Origin of the sequence: Pelagimonas varians, from assembly GCF_003208435.1 — a bacterium.
GTDB lineage: Bacteria > Pseudomonadota > Alphaproteobacteria > Rhodobacterales > Rhodobacteraceae > Pelagimonas > Pelagimonas varians.
In genome coordinates, this window is the sequence record NZ_QKMF01000014.1 from 66,371 (window position 1) to 85,139 (window position 18,769).

Below are 18,769 nucleotides of genomic sequence, written 5' to 3' on the forward strand. Positions count from 1 at the left end.
CCCCTCTTGGCTTAACGCCAATTCACCCCCAGGATATTTTGGACAAGAGAAACAAGGCTTTGCAAGCCTTTGTTTAGCGATTTGGAGATTGACCTTATGTTTCAAAACTTTGAACAAAGTGCGTCACCTGAACAAGGTCCAGAGCGCTTGCTGTCTTTGCGGGAGGTCATGGCCGCCGCGAAAGTTGATGCGTTTTTGGTTCCACGAGCCGATGCACATCAAGGGGAATATGTAGCACCGCGCGATGATCGTCTTGCGTGGTTGACCGGGTTTACCGGCTCTGCTGGCTGGTGCGTTGCGACCGCAGATCGGGCCGGCGTTTTCATTGACGGGCGCTACCGCGTTCAGGTCAGATCGCAGGTAGCAGACGTATTTGAACCGGTTGATTGGCCCGAGGTGTCACTGGGAGATTGGATCGCCAAAGCGCTTGTGGAAGGTGTTGTGGGGTTTGATTCGTGGTTGTTGTCGGTCGACCAGTTTCGCGCGTTGGACCGCAAGCTTGAGACGCATGAATTGAGGGCTGTTCCCAATCTGGTCGACTCGATTTGGCAAGATCAGCCTGCTGCGCCGATGGGAGAAGTCTTTGCGCAACCATTGGATTTGGCTGGCGAGAGACACGAGGCGAAAATCAACCGGTTGGCTGCAGATTTAAAAGCGCAGGCATGTGTCGTCACGCTGCCCGATTCCATCGCCTGGCTGTTGAACATTCGCGGCAGTGATATTCCGCGCAACCCTGTGCCGCATGGTTTTGCTATTTTGCACAAAGAGGGCCGCGTTTCGTTGTATATGGCTGCACAAAAGCTTGAAGGGTTGGGTGACCATTTCGGAGCTTTGGTGAATGTTCAACCTGTGGAGGCCTTGTTGCCGGCGCTGAAGGCCTTGGATGGAGCGGTTCAAATTGACCCTGCAAGTTGCCCTATCGCGGTGGCGGATGTTTTGACAGATACAATCGAAGCACCGGACCCCTGCTTGCTTCCCAAGGCGCTCAAGAACTTTGCAGAGCTGAACGGCAGCCGGGCAGCGCATCTGCGCGATGCCGCAGCGATGGTGCGTTTTCTAAGCTGGCTGGACGTGCAACCCCTTGGCACATTGACCGAAATCGATGTTGTCGAAAAACTAGAGGCGGAGCGCCGGGCCACCAACGCGCTACGCGACATCTCGTTTGAGACGATTTCCGGCGCAGGGCCCAATGGGGCCATTGTGCATTACCGTGTCACCAAAAGCACCAATCGTACCGTCAAGGAAGGCGAGCTGCTGTTGGTGGATTCGGGTGGGCAATATGTGGATGGCACCACCGATATCACCCGCACCGTGGCCATTGGCCAGGTTGGGGGGGAAGAAATACGGGCCTTTACGCTGGTTTTGAAGGGCATGATCGCCATATCTAATCTGCGATACCCTGCTGGAATGGCCGGGCGGGATCTGGATGCGCTTGCCCGCATCGCGCTGTGGCAAAACGGTCTGGATTACGGCCATGGCTCAGGCCACGGCGTTGGGTCCTATCTGTCGGTGCATGAGGGGCCGCAACGGCTCGCCCGCACCGGTACGGTTCCGTTTGAAGCTGGCATGATTTTGTCGAATGAACCGGGCTTTTACAAAGAGGGTGCCTTTGGCATCCGCATTGAAAATCTGATCGTTGTCGAACAAGCCCCGGCCCTACCGGGACAAACGGTTCCGCAGATGCTGCGCTTTGAAACGCTGACTTGGGTCCCCATTGATACACGGCTGGTTGACCCCGATCTTTTGACGCAGGACGAGCGTGATTGGCTGAATAAATACCATTCTGAGGTACTGCGACGGATTGCGCCTTTGGTCGAAGGGGGCGCAAAAGACTGGCTGTCAGAGGCTTGTCGCGCTATTTGACATCTTCTTGATACATTTCCCGTGTCTTTGGCACGGGACCATTCGCGAAAAGGGGCCGAGATATGAGCAAAATCACCATCACACCAGCCGAGGGCACTTGGATCATCCGCGCTGGCGGGGCCGTCTTGGGCGAATCCAGTCATGCATTGGAATTGGTCGAAGGCGATCGCGCGCCGGTTATCTACTTTCCCCGCGAAGACATGGGCATGGCCTTTCTTGAGGCAACAGACCACAAAACCACCTGCCCCTTAAAAGGTGACGCGTCGTATTTTTCGATCATGTCGAAATCCAAAACCTATGTGAATGCGGTCTGGAGCTATGAGACCCCCATCGATGACGTGAAACAAATCGCAGGCTATCTGGCGTTTGAAGTCCAAGAAGGCGTCGCAATCGAACAGCTTCCATAAACCACGCGGATCATTTTTCTAAAAACGGCGGCCTCGGAATGGGCCGCCTTTTTTGTTTGTCCATTCGGGCGCAATCAGCCGCATGAAGGTCTGGTTATCGCATTGGCTCCGGCTGATATTGCATAACAAGCTTGAACGAACCCACCGTCTTCTCATCGCTATGTCAGCACAAGGAAGACACATATGTTACGTTTGTTTGCACTCTTACGCGCCTTGGTTTTTGCCAACGCTGCCACTGCCACCCCATCCAATGGTCCGCAACTTTTCGTCAATGCCCCCAGTGACGGGTTTCTCAATCTGCGCAGCGGGCCGTCGACGCGCTATCAGGTCATAGACAAAATGCAGCACCGCAGCCGCGTGACGCTGCTGGCCCAACCGGGCGCATGGGCCAAGGTTTATCACCACAAAAGCGATACCATCGGCTGGGCGCACGGCCGCTTCCTAAGCCACGAAAAACCGGCCAAGGTCAAACACCAGCAGGTTCAAAGCATTCGCTGGGTCGATGCCCCCTATGGCGATTTGAACCTACGCAAAGGACCCGGCACCGGCTATCATATCCTGCGCGAAATCCATAACGGAATGAAGGTCGAAGTCTTGGGCCGTAGCGACTCATGGCGTTTGGTTCGGTTAGAATCCGGTTTATTGGGATGGGCGCATGCCGATTTTCTGGCCAAACACCCCCCGCACAATCAGCCGCCTGCACAGCCGCCCCATCGCCCGCATTCCGATCTGCAAACGGCTTGGGACGCTTGCGAACATCTGCAAGGGCGGGCCTTTCGCGGCTGCCTGTCGCAACGCTTGCCAAGCAACAGGTAGAACCACAGCTCCCTAGCTGTGCTCTTCCTCGGCAGTGGCGGCCAAGGCCTGATTATAGGCCTTGAGCGCGTCCACATGAAACAATGCACCTTGTAGGACCGGTGGCTTGCCCTCTTCTTTGATCACCACCGGCAAAAAGGTCAGGTCGGATCGATCCAGCATTGGCAGCGCCGTTTCCAGCGTCGCTTCGGCCGGCACATAAAGCCCCTGTTCCATCAGATCAAAACAGGCCTGTTCATCGGCCGCGTTCTCATCCATCGGTCGGCGCATCACGCCCTTGACCCGAAACATCGCCAGTAAATAGGCCTGCGGTCCCGCTGCCAAATGGACATTGCGCCGCTCAAGCTGGGTCAAAAAGAAAGACCGATCCACCATGCGCGACGCAAGGGCCGTCGACATCGACACAGACACCATCACCGCAAGGCCGGTTTGCCAGTCTCCTGTCAATTCGAACACGATCAGCGTGGTTGATATCGGTGCCCCCAGCACCGCCGCTGCAACCGCCCCCATGCCCGCCAAAGCATACAGCGTAAAGGCCGAGGAATATTCGGGAAAGAACCCTGTCGCGATATGGCCAAAGGTCAAACCGGTCAGGGCCCCCACCATCAACGCCGGTGAAAAAATTCCGCCGCCCATCCTGCCCGCCATGGTCAAAGACACCGCCAAAACCTTGAGCACCGCAAAGACGAAAGCTTCGTATAGCGGCAAATTACCGGTCAACGCCTGCGAAGTGGTCTCATATCCAACGCCGATAATATGCGGGAAAAAGATCGCCAAGCCGCCCAGCAACAGGCCCGCCACAGCCGGACGCATCCAATACGGCAATCCCAACTGGTTTTGCAGCTTCGTCTCAACGTCATCCGCAAAAAAGATTGCCCGCATCATCACCACGGCGACGCAGCCGCAAACCAACCCCAAAATGAAAAACGCCGGCAGTTCGAGGTAGAATTCTACCGTCGTTGTTCCCGGCAGGATAAATTCCGTCACATCACCGTAAACCAACCGGTTGATCACTGTGCCCGCCGCGCTGGCCACCACAATCGGGGCAAAAGCGTGCAAGGCGAAATGACGCAAAATCACCTCAAGCGCGAAAAGCGCTCCGGCAATGGGGGCGTTAAAACTGGCCGACACCGCCGCGGCCACAGCGCAGCCCAACAAATCGCGTCCGGTTACACCGTCAACGCGCAGCGCGTTTGCCACCCAACTCGATGCCATAGCCGCGATATGCACCACCGGACCTTCTCGGCCAGTGCTGCCGCCCGTCGACAAAGTAATCCACGAACAAAGCGCTGAGGCAAGGCCAGCCTTCTTTTCCACACGGCCATCATTGATCGCGGCGCCTTCAATCACATCCGCGACAGAACGTGGCCGTCCATCTGGTGTCATGTGTTGTAAAATAAGCCCGACAGCCATGCCCCCAAGAACCGGAATTACCAAAACCCAATACCAAGGCAAGGTCACCGCAAAGCTGTGCAACGCGTTCACATTCGGCGTGCCATAAACCAGCGCCTGCAGCCATTCGATCGCCGCACGAAAGCTGACAGCAGCAAACCCCGAGACAATGCCCAACATCAGCGCAATGAACCAGAACTGCAGTTGACTCGGGGCTTTGTGGCGCACCAGATCCCAGCCACGAGAGAACCTTGTTGCGGTTTCTCGTATTTGGTTACGCAGTTGGCTGAGCACATTGGCCTCCTCAAAACCTGCGGGTTACGCAGGCGTTTACACTTCGTTACCATGCCTGCAAATGAACCCGGAGGTCCGAATGCCCGTACAGCAGGCACTTGCAGAGTTACGTCATCTCCTAGGCGAACGTCTAAGCTTGTCCAAGGCCGATCTCGACGCACATGGTCGGTCCGAATCACATTTTCGGACAACTCCGCCCGATGGGGTGGTTTTTCCCGAAACATCGGAGGAAGCTCAGGACATTGTACGTATTTGTGCAACACATAACGTCCCAGTGATCGGCTGGGGGGCGGGTACGTCGCTTGAAGGGCACGCTTTGGCCATCCGCGGAGGGATCTGTGTCGATTTTTCGCGCATGAACAAAATATTGGAAATCCGCTCCGCCGATATGGACGTCACGGTTCAACCCGGCGTCACCCGCGAAGCCCTGAACGAAGAGCTGCGCGCAACCGGATTGTTTTTTCCGGTAGATCCGGGTGCCAATGCCTCTATCGGCGGGATGGCAATGACACGGGCGTCGGGCACGACCGCTGTGCGCTACGGGACAATGCGCGACAATGTCATGGGTATGCAGGTCGTGTTGGCGGATGGCAGACTTATCCACACCGGCACTCGCGCCCGCAAAAGCGCATCCGGCTATGATCTGACTGCCCTGATGGTTGGCTCCGAGGGTACATTGGGCCTGACAACCGAGCTGACGCTGAAATTGCATGGCATTCCCGAAGCAATCAGCGCCGGGATTTGCAGTTTTAGCGATATGGCCAGTGCAGTGGCTGCGGTCACCGAAACCATTCAAATGGGTATTCCCATGGCCCGCATCGAGTTTGTCTGCGCAGATACCGCACGGGCGTTTAACACCTATGCAGGTGTGTCGATGGACCCCGCCCCGCATTTGATGGTCGAATTCCACGGCAGCCCCGAAAGCACGGCCCAAGACGCCGAACGTTTTGCCGAAATCGTCGCCGATCATGATGGCTCCCCCTTTCGCTGGTCTTCTCGCGAAGAAGAACGCCGCGCCCTTTGGGCCATGCGTCACAACGGCTACTACGCGATTTTGGCATCCAGAAAGGGCGCACGTGCCTTGGTAACGGACATCTGCGTTCCAATCTCTCAGCTGGCCCGCGCCGTCGAAGAAACCCAAGCCGACATAGCCGCATCCATAATTCCGGGCCCCATTTTGGGCCATGTCGGCGACGGCAATTTCCACGCTATTTTGCTCGTAGATCTGGATCAGCCCGCAGAATTGGAAGAGGCCAAGCGCCTGTCTGATCGCATGGTCGAACGATCTTTGGCATTGGGCGGCACCGCCACGGGCGAACACGGCGTCGGCATAGGAAAAAAACCTTATATGGCAGCCGAACATGGCGACGCTTGGGACGTGATGGGCAGCATCAAGCAAGCGCTTGATCCACAAGGGATTATGAACCCCGGAAAGGTTGTTCCGGGAAACTGAGACAAATTCAATCTGCTCCGCGCAGTTGAAACAGTAGTGTTTCCGCCGAATGTGCACGGGCCAATTGCGTCGGCGCATCAGGAACGGCCATTGCCCCTGTCACGCAGCGCACTTGCCAGTCTCCGACCAGTAGATCGACCCAGATAGCCGCCGCTGATTGCGCCGGACCTTGCAGATCTCCCGCCACAACCAACGCTTCGAACAGCTTGGTGATGCGTGGAAAAATTTGCCCGCGTCCGGCCTCTGCCAAAACTGCGCCCAAAGTGTTGCTGGCATCCGCTGCCGCCGCCCTGTTCAACGCAATGGCCCGTTTCGACAACAACATCGACAGTAATTCAGGCCCAAGTGCGCGCAACGTTTCGCGTGGGGGCAATCCATGGTCCAAAGCGGCATCCAAACCATCACCGACCTGTTTTGCGTTTCGTTGGATCAAGGATCGAAACAGGCCCGATTTGTCGCCGTACCACCGATACAGGGTCTCGTTTGAGGCCTTGGCCCCCTTGGCCACCGCCAACATCGACAACCCCTGAAAACCCTTTTCCTCCATCAAAGTATAGGCGGCTTTTGCAATTTGCTCTTCGCGTTGTTCTTTGGCTGGGCTGCGCATGGTGTCTCCTGCAGGCTTGACATGGACCGTACACATGATTACGTCAATGTCTAGGCGTACACATAATTACGGATATCAAGATGCAATACACCGACCATGCCCCGACACGCGCTGCCCTTTGGGTTCTCATTTTGGTTCAAGCGATTATGCTTTTGGCCCTGTTGGCCGACCTTGAACCGCATCCCCCGCGCACGATAGTGCTGTTTGCGATGGCCCCATTTTTGGCGACCTCGATTGCAGTCTGCGTGGCCGCGCTTCAAATGGTCGGACGTGGATGGGGCAAAGGCTTAGCCGGATTGGCTGGTGTTCTGGCTTTGCTCAGCTACGGGCCGCAAAAATACTTTGACCCCGCTTTTGCCGAAATATGGCCAGCCGTCATCGCCGCACAAATCGCGGTTTTTGCTTTGGTTTTTCAAATCGTAAAATCACAGCAGGACAGCGCAGTCGCACACAGTGCAACCTAAAAGGTCTATCCTGCCAGCAACGCCCGTGCAGCCGCGCGGGCCTCTTGCGTCACGGTATCCCCTGCCAACATGCGCGCAATCTCGGATTCGCGTTCACCTGCGTCCAAAGACATAACATCAGACGTGGTCACACCCTTGGTGACATGTTTGGCCACGCGGAAGTGTTGCCCCCCCAGAGCCGCAACCTGCGGAGAGTGGGTGACAACAAGAACCTGCCCACCATCTGACAGCGCCTTGAGCCGTCGCCCAACCGCATTTGCAGTCGCACCGCCCACACCGCGATCAATCTCGTCGAAGATCATCGTCACGCCGTCGTTGCGTTCCTCGCTCAGGCAGACCTTGAGGGCGAGCAAAAACCGGCTCAGCTCGCCGCCGGATGCGATTTTGTTCAACGCTCCGGCCGGAGACCCCGGGTTGGTGGCAACCGAAAAACAAACTGCATCACGGCCTTCGCCGCCACCGTTGGTTTCCGTTATTTCTGTAACAAATACAGCGCGTTCCATCTTCAAAGGGGCCAGTTCACCGGCCACAGCCTTGTCCAAACGTAGCGCCGCCTTGCGCCGGTTTTCGGTCAAACGACCGGCCGCTTTGTCATAGCCGTCTTCCGCCTCGCGCAGCGCCCGTTCCAGATCACCCATCTGGGCCTCTCCCGCGTCCAACGCTGCCAGTCGGCCAGACAAATCCACCGCCAAGCCCGCCAGATCATCCGCAAGAATATTGTGTTTACGGGCCAAACCGCGCAGCGCAAACAGCCGCTCTTCTGTATCTTCCAGATCAGCCGGATTGAATTCCAGACCCTCAAGGCAATCGGCGACACCGTTCGACGCCTCGTCCAATTCAGCCATCGCACGCGTCAGCGCGTTGATCGGCGCATCCAATCGTCCATCGGCCTTTTCCGACGCCCCTTCAAGCCAGCGCAAAGCGCTAGACATGGCCCCTTCGGCCCCGTCGTAGCCCAGAGAAGTAGACGCCTGTGCAATGTCATCGCGAATCTTTTCGGCCGATTGCATCTGACGGCGGCGCTGATCCAATTCAGCCTCTTCGCCAGGTTCTGGCCCCAGTTTTGTCAGTTCTGCAACGGAATGGCGCAAGAATTCCTCTTCTGCGCGCACCTCGTCCAAGGCAGTGCGGGCAGCAGTTAACTCCCGTTTGGCTTTGCCAACCTTTGACCATGCTTTGCGCACGGCGTTCCGCTGCGTTTCATTGTCAGCATAGCTGTCCAGAATCGCGCAATGCCCTTTTGGGTCAAGCAAACCACGATCATCATGCTGGCCGTGCAATTCAACCAAGGTCGCCGACAAGCGCCGCAGCACATCGCCAGACACACGGCGATCATTGACCCAGCCGGTTTTGCGGCCATCCGCAGTGTTAACCCGCCTCAAAATGAGTTCACCTGAACATGGCAATCCCGCATCTTCGAGAACCGCAAGCGCCGCATGCCCCTCTGTTAGATCAAAGACCGCAGTGACCTCGCCCTGCTTGGCACCGCTGCGGACCAATTCGGCCCGCCCGCGCCAGCCCAACACGAAACCCAACGAATCCAATAAGATCGACTTGCCGGCACCGGTTTCACCCGTCAATACATTCAACCCCGGTTTGAACCCGAGGTCCAACCGTTCGATGATTAACATGTCTCTGATTTCAAGTGCGCGTAGCATCAACTTGCCCGGTGGGGACTCTCCCCACCTCCCTTACAGCCATTGGCCTTTAATGGACTGTCGATACGATGATGCCAACCAATTGCCGCTAAAGAACGCGGGCTCAAGCCCTTGGCCTTTTAGCAATTTATAGCTGTCCTGATACCAGTCAGATGATTGGTAGTTGTGCCCCAAAATGGCGGCAGCGGTCTGCGCCTCTTCGATCAATCCAAGCGAGAGATAGCTTTCAACCAACCGGTGCAAAGCCTCGGCGGTGTGTGATGTGGTCTGGAAGTCTTCGACCACAACACGGAATCGGTTAATCGCCGCGCCGAAATGGTCACGCTTGAGGTAATACCGTCCGATTTCCATTTCCTTGCCAGCCAAATGGTCAAACGCAAGGTCGAATTTCAGGATCGAAGACCGGGCATATTCGCTATCGGGGTAGCGTTCGATCACAGTTCGCAACGCTTGCAAGGCTTGAAACGTCAGCCCTTGATCGCGGCCAACCAATTCAATCTGGTCATAGTAGCTAAGCGCCAAAAGATACTGCGCATAGGCGGCATCATCATCCGCTGGATAGAAATCGATGAATCGCTGCGCGGCAGAGCGCGCTTCTTCGTATTGTTTGTCTTGGTGATGGGCAAAAGCCTGCATGATCAAGGCCCGCTTGGCCCAATCAGAATATGGATACAGACGTTCGATTTCGCTGAAATACAGAGCTGCCTCTTCGGCATCTTGAACGGAAAGTTCATATTCGCCGCGTTCAAAGATCTGCTCGGCTGTGTAGTTTTCGAGCGACGTGCCGCCCGGGCCTACGCCCTTTTCTTTCAAGCTGTCACATCCAGCCAGTGTAAATACACCCAAGGCTACTGCAGTCAGAACGAACCTTGATCTGCCCCCTGTCATGCCTGCCATGTGCGATCACCCTTTGATCTCGAAACCGGTCGCACAAGCGACCCCATTGGACACGGTCTAGCACAGAAATTTCTGGTGCAAAACGCCTTTACGCGCTTTTCATGAGCACAAGGCCGCGCATGTCATTTCTATCAGTGAAACGCGGGGATTTCGTTGCGTTCTACGCCTGCGCCGGGCAATTTCAGAGCCAAAGCAGCGTCACACGACACGATCCGATAAGCAGATTTATTTGCAAAAAGTTCGTGCAGCAGGGCGTTGGTCATTGCATGACCAGCTTTGTGCCCTTCATAGCGGCCCACAATCGGTGCGCCCGCCAATGCCAAATCACCCAATGCGTCAAGCATTTTGTGGCGTACTGCCTCGTCCCAATGGCGCAAACCACCCGGACTGAGAACTTTGTCACCATCCACAACCACTGCATTTTCATAGGTGCCACCCAGCGCTTTGCCAGCAGCTTGCATCGCGTCCACATCTGCGGCGCGGCAAAAGGTGCGGCTGTCGCACAATTCACGAACAAAGGCACCGTTGGCGAGGTTCAGATGTTTGTTCTGACGGCCAATTGCCCGATCAACAAAATCGATGTGAAAATCCATTTCCAAACCCTGACCGGCCTCGGATGGGCTAAGACGCGCCCAACCTTGATCGGTTTGCACCGAAACAGGAGCCAGAATTTCGATGACAAAAACCGGAGCGTCCAAAGGTTTGACACCGCAGGCCAGGATCTTGCGCACAAACGGGACACTGGACCCATCAAGAATCGGAACTTCCGGACCATCAATTTCGATCAATGCGTTGTGAACACCGCAGCCTGCCAGGGCAGCCATAACATGCTCAACCGTCGAAACTGTGGCACCCGCGTCATTCCGGATTAGCGTACACAAAGGCGAAGTTTGCACCACATCCCAACGCGCCGGGATTTTCGCCCCTTCGGCCGAGATGTCAGTCCGAACAAACCAAATGCCATGATCCGCTTCCGCAGGCCGGATTGTCAGGCACGCGGGTTTACCGGAATGAAGGCCAAAGCCTTTAAACGTAATGGCGGATTGAATGGTTGTCTGCACGGGGCATCCTTTGCTTGTCATGCCTTTTCTTAAAGAGCACGACTTCGAGTATTCATCTAAGGAAGAAGGACCGCCGCCTCAAATCAAAGATTGTAACCAAGTGAAACATCGACATCAGCGCGTGCGCGAAACCCCGCGCATCGATAGATTGACCACGGTAAGGTATTTATTTGTCTCGATAAATCACATCTGTCCACTGGCTTACCCACAGACGATTAACGACAAATTGTCATGAGTTTGAGCTCAAGACCTCACGAAATATATAACAAAAGGTAAAAGAAAACGCCCCCGGAAAACCGGAGGCGTAAAAAATTTGCTCTGATCCCTAAATCAAAAGGGCAAAACCAGACTGTGCTTAGTTGGCTTGGCGGCGCAAGAAAGCAGGGATTTCGATCCGGTCATCTTCGGGTTCCGCCTCGGGCATCGGAGCCGGTGCTGGACGCTGTTGCGCTTGAACCGGTGGCTGACGGCGTGCGGCTGGCGCAGCCTCAGGTGCAGCGGCCTGATGACCATGACCTGTCATGCGGCCAATCAGAGAATTCACGCTAAACCGGGGCTTTTCAGCTTCGACTTCGGCCTGAGGTTGGGCTTCGCGGCCACGGGCTGCTGCGGCTTTCACGCGGGCAACCATGTCGGCGTTCGGAGCGCCTGCGGCACTACGCGGTGCAACAAAATCCTGCGGGTCAGCTTCGATAGTATCGGGCTGCGGACGGAACTCGGCGACCGCAGGCTGGTAAGCCGGTGGTGGCAGACCATCGTCATCAAGAACCTGCTCATCTTCAAAGATGGTTTCCATAGGCTCCGGCGCGACAGAGTGATCCACGTCAACGCCTTGGAACAGCGAAGGTTCGGGTTCTTGATACTGAGCCGCCACAGGCTCTTCCACTTGTGGCTCGACATAGGCTGGCTCTGGTGCCGGCGCAGGTGTGGCCACGGCAGCGGGGATGGGTGTCGCAGGGGCGTTAAACGGTTTGGTCGAATTAGGCTGGGACAGTGACCGGCGCGGCAAAGGCGTTTCCGCGTGGCTTTCCACAGCGTCGATCCCTGTTGCAACAACCGACACGCGCATCATGCCGCCCAGACCTTCGTCCAAGGTGGACCCAACGATGATGTTGGCATCCTGATCGACTTCTTCGCGAATACGGTTCGCGGCTTCGTCCAATTCGAACAAAGTCAGGTCGTGGCCGCCGGTGATGTTGATCAACACACCTTTTGCGCCCTTGAGCGAGATTTCGTCCAGAAGCGGATTTGCGATGGCCTTCTCGGCGGCCTGAATGGCGCGATCTTCGCCCTCGGCTTCGCCGGTGCCCATCATCGCTTTGCCCATCTCATCCATCACGGCGCGAACGTCCGCAAAGTCGAGGTTGATCAGGCCGGGACGAACCATCAGGTCGGTCACGCCTTTCACACCTTGGTACAAGACGTCATCAGCAAGACTGAAGGCTTCGGTAAAAGTTGTTTTTTCATTGGCCAACCGGAACAGGTTTTGGTTGGGAATGATGATCAGCGTATCAACGACCTTTTGCAGAGCATCAACGCCGTCTTCGGCCTGTTTCATCCGCTTGTTGCCCTCAAACTGGAAGGGCTTGGTCACGACGCCAACAGTCAGAACGCCAAGTTCACGTGCAGCTTGTGCAATAATCGGAGCAGCACCTGTCCCGGTGCCTCCGCCCATACCAGCCGTGATAAAGCACATGTGCGCCCCGGCCAGATGGTCTACAATTTGCTCAATGCTTTCTTCGGCCGCAGCCGCACCAACAGAAGCCCGCGCGCCAGCGCCCAGACCTTCGGTGACCTTGACACCAAGCTGCACACGCGACGTCGATGCGCTTTGCTGCAACGCTTGTGCGTCTGTGTTGGCAACTACGAAGTCCACGCCTTCGAGGTTCTTTTCGATCATATTATTGACCGCGTTGCCGCCTGCCCCGCCCACGCCGAATACGGTGATACGAGGTTTCAACTCTTCCTGACCGGGCATGGTGAGGTTCAATGTCATGTGCTTTCCGCCTGTGCTTTGACAATCACTCAGGCCTGTTTTCGGCCCGTTTCGTGTCAGAATAGCGGCTAGAGCCCGCCACGTCACGCGAAAAACACTTATTTCACACCAAATATGGCATATTTCTGGCATATATCCGCCGCATTTCGCCTTCCACGCCAGATTTTGCGGAAACCACAAAACCAAGCACAAGACAAAAGGCGCGGCGCATGGGAGGAGATGCGCTGCGTCAGGATAAAACTACGAGGGATCTGCTCGATCCTATGACCGCATCTCTTGAACGGAGCGGTTATACAGACGTTAGCAAGAATTATGCCGTCTGTCACGCCGCAAACTACATGTTGTGGATGTGTCGCCCAAAATCTCAACGCAGTTGCCGGCCTGCGACCGCCAAACCCGCAAAGCCGGATGATAAAATGATCGCCAAACCCAGCAGGCTATACACGTCGGGCCAGTCGCCAAAAACGAAATACCCAAAGATGGTTGCAGCCACCAGTTGAAAGTAGACCAACGGAGCAACGACACTGGCCGGTGTGGACCGGTTGACCATAACCAACAGGTAATTGCCAAAGCCGGAGGCCACCGCACTGAGCAGAATTAATGCCCAAAGCCTGACATCGCCCTGCATCGGGGTTTGCGCAGCCCCCAAGGGGGTCAACAACACCGCCCCGATGATCAACTGCGAGGCCAGCAAGAAACGCGGGCGATAGTGAAAGGACAGCCACCGCGACGCGGTCAGAAAGCTTCCGTAGAAAACGCCCGCCAAGACCGCAAAAATCATCCCCGGCCCCATGCCGAAACCGGGCTTGACCACCAATAGAACTCCGACAAAGCCAAGGGCCAGCAGCCCGACCCGCGCCCGATTGATCGGTTCACGCAACAAAATCGCTGACAGGGTAAAGGACACGACCGGCCCTACAAAGAATCCACCAAAGACATTGGCCATCGGCTCGGTGCGCAGCGCGGTCAGGATCAACAAGATCACCCCCACAATCAAGGCGGCCCGCAAAATCACCCGCCAATCCAGAAAGCTGCGCAGATCGGCGCGGGTCAGACCGCAAAGCGGCCCCAACAACAGAGCACCAAAGGCGAACCGGGACCATGCAATAAACAGCGGGCTTAGCCCATCTGCCATCAGCAGTTTGCCAGCCGTATCCCCGAGAACAATTGCAGACATGGCCGCCGCCATAGCGACAACGGTCCAGATCGAAATTTTCGTCTGCATGAATTCTCCAAAGAAAAGGGCGCGCAACACCGGCGCGCCATTTCATAATAATGCTGGTTCTTGACCTACCAGTTGTCGCGGAACCATTGTACCGCGCGCTTGAAACTGCGAGCCGGATATTTGTCGACCGGAATTTCGAAATCCCACCATTCATCTTGCGGATGCGCTGCAAACAGCGACAACCCAACTGCGCCTGCAAATCCCGGACCCGTGGCTGCCTGCGGTAAACCATGCACCCGCAAAGGCCGCCCCAAACGCACTTGATGTCCCAAGATCCGCGAGGCCAACCCATCAAGTCCCGGAATTTGGCTTGCGCCGCCGGTCAATACAATCTGTTGGCTTGGCAGATGGTCAAAGCCTGCGGCATCAAGACAGGCGCGCACTTCTTCCAAGATCTCTTCGACGCGCGGACGCATGATGCCGATCAGTTCCGCCCGACTGACGGTGCGGCGGTCATGTTCCCAATCCCCCGTCTCGCCGCCTTTTTCGATCATTTCGCGGTCATCCATTCCCGTGGCGACAACGCCACCATAGAATGTTTTGATCCGCTCTGCCGTCGCGGTGGGCACCTGAAGGCCCATTGAAATGTCCGATGTTACATGATCCCCGCCCATGCGCACCGCATCGGAAAAAATCATGTGTTTTTTCATAAAGATCGAAACGCCAGTGCTGCCGCCGCCCATATCAATACAAGCCGCGCCCAGTTCTTGTTCGTCCTCGACCAAGGCTGCAACACCGGCGGCATAAGACGAACTTGCCAAACCGGCCAGTTCAAGATCACAGCGTTTCACACAATGCGCGATGTTCTGGATCGCCTGTGCATCAACGGTTAGCATATGCATGTCGCAGGCCAGCTCATTGCCGATCTGCCCGCGCGGATCACTTAAGCCCGAGCGGTGATCCAGCGCAAAGTTCACCGGCTGCGCGTGCAAAACTTCGCGGCCATGGCCAAAGTCGGGTACATCGCAGGCGCTGAGCACACGGGCCACATCTTGTTCATCAACCGTGACGCCCATGACATCAACAGTGCCAGCCAGCCCATAGCTGCGTGGCCCTGCCCCCGAAAAACAGGCGATCACATGATCCACCCGGATGCCGGCCATCTTTTGCGCCGCCTGAACCGCTGTTCGAATGGCGCGCTCGGTTTCACCCATGCTGGAAATTTCGCCAAATTTGACACCGCGCGACCGTGTGGTTGCCGCGCCAATCACCCGAAAGCCAGACTGTCCAGCCAGTGATCCGATGTTTTCATCCGACGGGTCCGAGCCGTCAAAGCGCAATACCAGACAGGCAATTTTGGAGCTGCCCACATCCAAAATCGCCACCACGCCGCGTTGCATTGCCGCCCGGCGCATATTGCGCATCGCCCGCTGGGATTCGTAGAGCTCGATCATTTTTTATTATTCCCCACCAGCTTTAATCGTATTCGAAGACCGCATGGCCTGCACCGCGTCCTCGCCCATTCGTATCGTTGGCCGTTGCGTCAAACGCAGATCAACCACAGTTAAATCACGGCCAAGCATTTGAATGGCTTGATCCATGGCAATTGTCCGTTCCAGCGCCCGCACCGCCTTGGTTTCCGGCAGCAAGATGCGCTGGCCATGGTCCAAAACCACATCCCAACGCCGCGCGCCCATCCGTTCAAACCCGCGCAACCGCGCCTTTAACGGACCAGTCACAGCATAAAGCGCCAGCGCCTCTTTCACCGCATCATGCGCTCCGTCGCCTGCAATCACCGGCAATTTTGCGTAATCCGCCCGCGCATTGGCCAAGCGGACAAAAGCGCCGGTTTCATCCAGCAATTCCAAACCTCGATCGCCGCGGCGCAAGACCTTGGGCACACGTTCGACAACTTCGACCTGTAAAATTCCGCCTTGGCGGACCCGTACTGTCGCATCTCTGACAGCACTTAGAGCGACGACTGTTTCATGCATTTTGCCAAGGTCGAGATCAAAAGAGCTGACCGGAAAATCGACCGGAAGAATTTTGCGAATGTCTTCTGCGACGATAGATGTCGCGCCATCAACGGCCATCAGTTTGACCTGAAATTCCGGACGGCTTTCGACGGTTTCGCGGACCTCAGAGATCATTTGGTTAAACGCCAACCGGTTGTCGTCAGATGCAAACCACAAGGACACCGCTCCAACCGAGAGCGCGAAAGGCAGGACAACCCGGATGCAAAACCGAAAACCGGGTGTTAGTTTCAGACGCTCAAACCGGTACTTGAGCCGTGACGGAGCAGGATCATGTCGAGCGGACTGGGATTTTCGGCTCAGCGGTTGCACGTGGCATCCCCCACCATCCAAGCGCACAGTTGTCCAAAACTGATCCCCGACGCTTGCGCCTGTTCGGGGGAAAGCGATGTCGGCGTCATGCCGGGCTGCGTGTTGGTTTCCAACAAAATGAGGCCGTCCAGCCCCTTGGTTTCATCCCAGCGAAAATCGGTGCGGCTGACTCCGCGGCAGCCAAGGGCGTCATGCGCCCGCAGGGCAAAATCCAAACAGGCGGCTTCAATCTCGGGGGGGAGGTTGGCAGGGCATACGTGGCGCGATCCACCAACTTTGTATTTGGCATCATAGTCATACCAACCATCCGTAAGAATATCCGTCACCGCCAAAGCGCGATCGCCCATCACGGTTGTCGTCAATTCCCGACCTGGAATGAACTGTTCGACCATCACCGTTTGCGGCATGTCCTCGGACAACATGGGCGGAGCATTTGCCGCCTCATTGACCAAATACACCCCTACCGATGACCCCTCATTATAGGGTTTCACCACATAGGGCGGCGGCATCACATGCGCGGCCATTACGTCGGATTTTTCGGCCAGCAGGCTGGCTGCAACCGGCAGCCCTGCCGCGCGGTAGATATCTTTGGTGCGTTCTTTGTCCATCGCAAGAGCCGAAGAAAGCACGCCGGAATGCGTGTAGGGCAACCGCATCCATTCAAGGATACCTTGCACGCAACCATCTTCACCCCAGCGACCATGCAGAGCGTTGAATACAACGTCAGGCTGCAACGCAACGAGACGGGCCACCAGATCGGCACCCGCGTCGATTTCTACAACCTCAAAACCTTCGTCCCTCAAAGCAGCAGCGCATTCCTGCCCGGATGACAGAGACACTTCGCGTTCCGCCGAAGGGCCACCCATCAATACCGCTACTTTCGGGAATGTCCTGCTCGACATCCCTAATCGCCTCATTTTCGGGGTTTAACCCCTTGTTATTATACGGCCTGCCTGTGGCCGCTATATGGGGCATACGTCGCTGGGCTTTGCCTTTTGGCCTATCCCTCAGACTTACGTCTGTTCTTGCGCCGGTTCACCTACCCGCATAATTTCCCACACTAGCTCTATTTGGCTGTTTTGGAAAACCCTTTTTCGCACTTCTTCGCCCAATCCTTCCAAGTCTGCGGCAGTTGCGCCACCCGTGTTGACCAAAAAGTTGGAATGCATCGGGCTCATTTGCGCACCACCCAAGGTTGCGCCGCGCATTCCCGCATCGTCTATAACCTTCCACGCTTTCAGCTCATGGCTGTCATCCGCCTGACCCGTGCTCGAAAATCCGGCGGGATTGCGAAATGTACTGCCGGCCGTGCGGTCCTTGGTTGGCTGCGTTTCGTCGCGCTTTTTCAGCTGCGCAGCCATACGCGCGTCTAGCGTATCAGGATCGCCCGAAGCGCCCTCAAAGGTGGCCTCGACGATCACCCAACCATCAGGTAGGTCAGTCTGCCGGTATTGGAATTTCAGGTCGTCCGCAGTCAGGGTGACCTCCTCCCCTGCACGCGTAATCGCCCGCGCACTGATGAAATGATCCGCAACGTAAGAGCCATAACAGCCCGCATTCATCCGCACTGCGCCGCCAATCGCACCGGGGATCGTGCGCAAGAACGTCAAATCGACACCGGCCTGCGCCGCCTTGCGCGCAACATGCGCATCTAGCGCCGCAACCCCCGCAGTGACACGATTGCCATCAACCTCGATATGGTTAAAGCCCCGCCCCATGCGGATCACAACCGCCCGAATGCCGCCATCGCGCACAATCAGGTTTGAGCCAACCCCCATCGGAAAAACCGCAACGCCCGCGTCCAAGGATTTTAGAAAATCCTTGAGATCACCCAGATCAGCCGGTTGAAACAAAGCATCCGCCGGGCCGCCAACACGCAGCCAAGTCAGGTCATTCAACGGGCGATCAGGCGTCAAACGCCCTCGGGTCGTGGGGAAACTGGTCATATGGCGGTGCTAAATTGTGTGCCTCAAAAGGGCAAGAGGGAAGCTCAGGTTAGGTATAGAGCAGGCACACATCTTCGAACCTTAGATTATCGTGGCCAATGCGAGACGCCGCTACGCGTTTTTGAAGATTCCTGTTGCGATATTTTGACAGCAGTTTGCGAATTGCAACAGTATCAGGCAGATCCAATCCGCCTTTGTCTTTCACCAAACCATCTGCCGAGAGACGGAACAAGGCTGAAGTTGTCCGGCAAACCTTGATAGCGTGTCAAGATGTGTCCAGAATTGACGGTAGGATACCAATTTGATGAAAAGACGAATTTTTTTCAGAGAAGTATAGGCCGCGGTGGCGCTTGGCACTTGGCACTTGCGAGGTAACAAGACGGCGCAACAGGTTGCAGTCAGACA

The 18,769-nt window shown here is 56.2% G+C and carries 16 protein-coding genes; 5 read left to right on the forward strand and 11 right to left on the reverse strand.

Translation table 11 applies throughout. The annotated features are described in order from the left end of the window. Positions 1 to 96 precede the first annotated feature (96 nt). The 3 genes from C8N36_RS17055 (at position 97) to C8N36_RS17065 (ending at position 3,086) form a co-directional block, all read left to right on the forward strand. Positions 97 to 1,863, forward strand: a complete 1,767-nt coding sequence (locus C8N36_RS17055) for an aminopeptidase P family protein (protein WP_097806034.1) — start codon at positions 97 to 99, stop codon at positions 1,861 to 1,863. A 62-nt stretch (positions 1,864 to 1,925) separates the two neighbouring features. Next, positions 1,926 to 2,270 carry a DUF427 domain-containing protein gene (locus C8N36_RS17060; protein WP_097806035.1) on the forward strand — a complete coding sequence of 115 codons (345 nt, stop codon included), beginning with the start codon at positions 1,926 to 1,928 and terminating at the stop codon, positions 2,268 to 2,270. A gap of 183 nt (positions 2,271 to 2,453) precedes the next feature. Beyond that, positions 2,454 to 3,086 carry an SH3 domain-containing protein gene (locus C8N36_RS17065; protein WP_097806036.1) on the forward strand — a complete coding sequence of 211 codons (633 nt, stop codon included), beginning with the start codon at positions 2,454 to 2,456 and terminating at the stop codon, positions 3,084 to 3,086. A gap of 12 nt (positions 3,087 to 3,098) precedes the next feature. Here C8N36_RS17065 and C8N36_RS17070 read toward each other — a convergent pair whose 3' ends face one another. Next, positions 3,099 to 4,658, reverse strand: coding sequence for a chloride channel protein (locus C8N36_RS17070; protein ID WP_245910932.1), 1,560 nt, complete (start codon positions 4,656 to 4,658; stop codon positions 3,099 to 3,101). A 193-nt stretch (positions 4,659 to 4,851) separates the two neighbouring features. On the opposite strand from C8N36_RS17070, the gene C8N36_RS17075 reads away from it, so the two are divergent. Beyond that, positions 4,852 to 6,225 carry an FAD-binding oxidoreductase gene (locus C8N36_RS17075; RefSeq protein WP_097806038.1) on the forward strand — a complete coding sequence of 458 codons (1,374 nt, stop codon included), beginning with the start codon at positions 4,852 to 4,854 and terminating at the stop codon, positions 6,223 to 6,225. 7 nt (positions 6,226 to 6,232) lie between these two features. Here C8N36_RS17075 and C8N36_RS17080 read toward each other — a convergent pair whose 3' ends face one another. Continuing rightward, on the reverse strand, positions 6,233 to 6,832 hold the full coding sequence (locus C8N36_RS17080; protein WP_097806097.1) for a TetR/AcrR family transcriptional regulator: 600 nt from the start codon (positions 6,830 to 6,832) through the stop codon (positions 6,233 to 6,235). 80 nt (positions 6,833 to 6,912) lie between these two features. Here C8N36_RS17080 and C8N36_RS17085 point away from each other — a divergent pair, with 80 nt between their 5' ends. Next, a complete protein-coding gene (locus tag C8N36_RS17085) occupies positions 6,913 to 7,296 on the forward strand; it encodes a hypothetical protein (protein ID WP_097806039.1) in 384 nt (127 codons plus the stop codon). Between the two features lie 5 nt (positions 7,297 to 7,301). Here C8N36_RS17085 and recN read toward each other — a convergent pair whose 3' ends face one another. The 9 genes from recN to murB all read right to left on the reverse strand — a co-directional run bounded on the left by recN (position 7,302) and on the right by murB (position 18,364). Continuing rightward, positions 7,302 to 8,954 (reverse strand): DNA repair protein RecN, encoded by a 1,653-nt coding sequence (recN, locus tag C8N36_RS17090; protein WP_097806040.1) that lies wholly within the window; start codon positions 8,952 to 8,954, stop codon positions 7,302 to 7,304. A gap of 33 nt (positions 8,955 to 8,987) precedes the next feature. After that, positions 8,988 to 9,842: an outer membrane protein assembly factor BamD gene (locus tag C8N36_RS17095; RefSeq protein ID WP_097806098.1), complete on the reverse strand. Its 855-nt coding sequence runs from the start codon at positions 9,840 to 9,842 to the stop codon at positions 8,988 to 8,990. Between the two features lie 140 nt (positions 9,843 to 9,982). Continuing rightward, a complete protein-coding gene (gene lpxC, locus C8N36_RS17100; protein WP_097806099.1) occupies positions 9,983 to 10,912 on the reverse strand; it encodes a UDP-3-O-acyl-N-acetylglucosamine deacetylase in 930 nt (309 codons plus the stop codon). Positions 10,913 to 11,267: 355 nt separating this feature from the next. Further along, the gene (gene ftsZ, locus C8N36_RS17105; protein WP_097806041.1) at positions 11,268 to 12,908 is read right to left on the reverse strand and encodes a cell division protein FtsZ; all 1,641 of its coding nucleotides are present in this window, start codon (positions 12,906 to 12,908) and stop codon (positions 11,268 to 11,270) included. A 364-nt stretch (positions 12,909 to 13,272) separates the two neighbouring features. Continuing rightward, positions 13,273 to 14,133 carry a DMT family transporter gene (locus C8N36_RS17110; RefSeq protein WP_245910917.1) on the reverse strand — a complete coding sequence of 287 codons (861 nt, stop codon included), beginning with the start codon at positions 14,131 to 14,133 and terminating at the stop codon, positions 13,273 to 13,275. Positions 14,134 to 14,198: 65 nt separating this feature from the next. After that, a complete protein-coding gene (gene ftsA / locus C8N36_RS17115) occupies positions 14,199 to 15,527 on the reverse strand; it encodes a cell division protein FtsA (protein WP_097806042.1) in 1,329 nt (442 codons plus the stop codon). Positions 15,528 to 15,533: 6 nt separating this feature from the next. Continuing rightward, positions 15,534 to 16,418, reverse strand: a complete 885-nt coding sequence (locus tag C8N36_RS17120) for a cell division protein FtsQ/DivIB (protein WP_097806043.1) — start codon at positions 16,416 to 16,418, stop codon at positions 15,534 to 15,536. Continuing rightward, complete coding sequence (locus C8N36_RS17125; RefSeq protein WP_097806044.1) at positions 16,406 to 17,320, reverse strand: D-alanine--D-alanine ligase; 915 nt, start codon at positions 17,318 to 17,320, stop codon at positions 16,406 to 16,408. The genes C8N36_RS17120 and C8N36_RS17125 overlap by 13 nt, the downstream gene beginning before the upstream one ends. A gap of 111 nt (positions 17,321 to 17,431) precedes the next feature. Then, complete coding sequence (gene murB / locus C8N36_RS17130; protein ID WP_097806045.1) at positions 17,432 to 18,364, reverse strand: UDP-N-acetylmuramate dehydrogenase; 933 nt, start codon at positions 18,362 to 18,364, stop codon at positions 17,432 to 17,434. Positions 18,365 to 18,769: the final 405 nt, after the last annotated feature.

What these genes read in the sequence shown, in the direction of transcription:
- C8N36_RS17080 (WP_097806097.1), bottom strand. Translation starts at nt 6,832, where the DNA reads ATGCGCAGCCCAGCCAAAGAACAACGCGAAGAGCAAATTGCAAAAGCC.
- recN (WP_097806040.1), bottom strand. Translation starts at nt 8,954, where the DNA reads ATGCTACGCGCACTTGAAATCAGAGACATGTTAATCATCGAACGGTTG.
- C8N36_RS17085 (WP_097806039.1), top strand. Translation starts at nt 6,913, where the DNA reads ATGCAATACACCGACCATGCCCCGACACGCGCTGCCCTTTGGGTTCTC.
- C8N36_RS17075 (WP_097806038.1), top strand. Translation starts at nt 4,852, where the DNA reads ATGCCCGTACAGCAGGCACTTGCAGAGTTACGTCATCTCCTAGGCGAA.
- C8N36_RS17070 (WP_245910932.1), bottom strand. Translation starts at nt 4,658, where the DNA reads ATGTTGGGCATTGTCTCGGGGTTTGCTGCTGTCAGCTTTCGTGCGGCG.
- C8N36_RS17110 (WP_245910917.1), bottom strand. Translation starts at nt 14,133, where the DNA reads ATGCAGACGAAAATTTCGATCTGGACCGTTGTCGCTATGGCGGCGGCC.
- C8N36_RS17095 (WP_097806098.1), bottom strand. Translation starts at nt 9,842, where the DNA reads ATGACAGGGGGCAGATCAAGGTTCGTTCTGACTGCAGTAGCCTTGGGT.
- C8N36_RS17065 (WP_097806036.1), top strand. Translation starts at nt 2,454, where the DNA reads ATGTTACGTTTGTTTGCACTCTTACGCGCCTTGGTTTTTGCCAACGCT.
- murB (WP_097806045.1), bottom strand. Translation starts at nt 18,364, where the DNA reads ATGACCAGTTTCCCCACGACCCGAGGGCGTTTGACGCCTGATCGCCCG.
- ftsA (WP_097806042.1), bottom strand. Translation starts at nt 15,527, where the DNA reads ATGATCGAGCTCTACGAATCCCAGCGGGCGATGCGCAATATGCGCCGG.
- C8N36_RS17125 (WP_097806044.1), bottom strand. Translation starts at nt 17,320, where the DNA reads ATGTCGAGCAGGACATTCCCGAAAGTAGCGGTATTGATGGGTGGCCCT.
- C8N36_RS17060 (WP_097806035.1), top strand. Translation starts at nt 1,926, where the DNA reads ATGAGCAAAATCACCATCACACCAGCCGAGGGCACTTGGATCATCCGC.
- ftsZ (WP_097806041.1), bottom strand. Translation starts at nt 12,908, where the DNA reads ATGACATTGAACCTCACCATGCCCGGTCAGGAAGAGTTGAAACCTCGT.
- C8N36_RS17055 (WP_097806034.1), top strand. Translation starts at nt 97, where the DNA reads ATGTTTCAAAACTTTGAACAAAGTGCGTCACCTGAACAAGGTCCAGAG.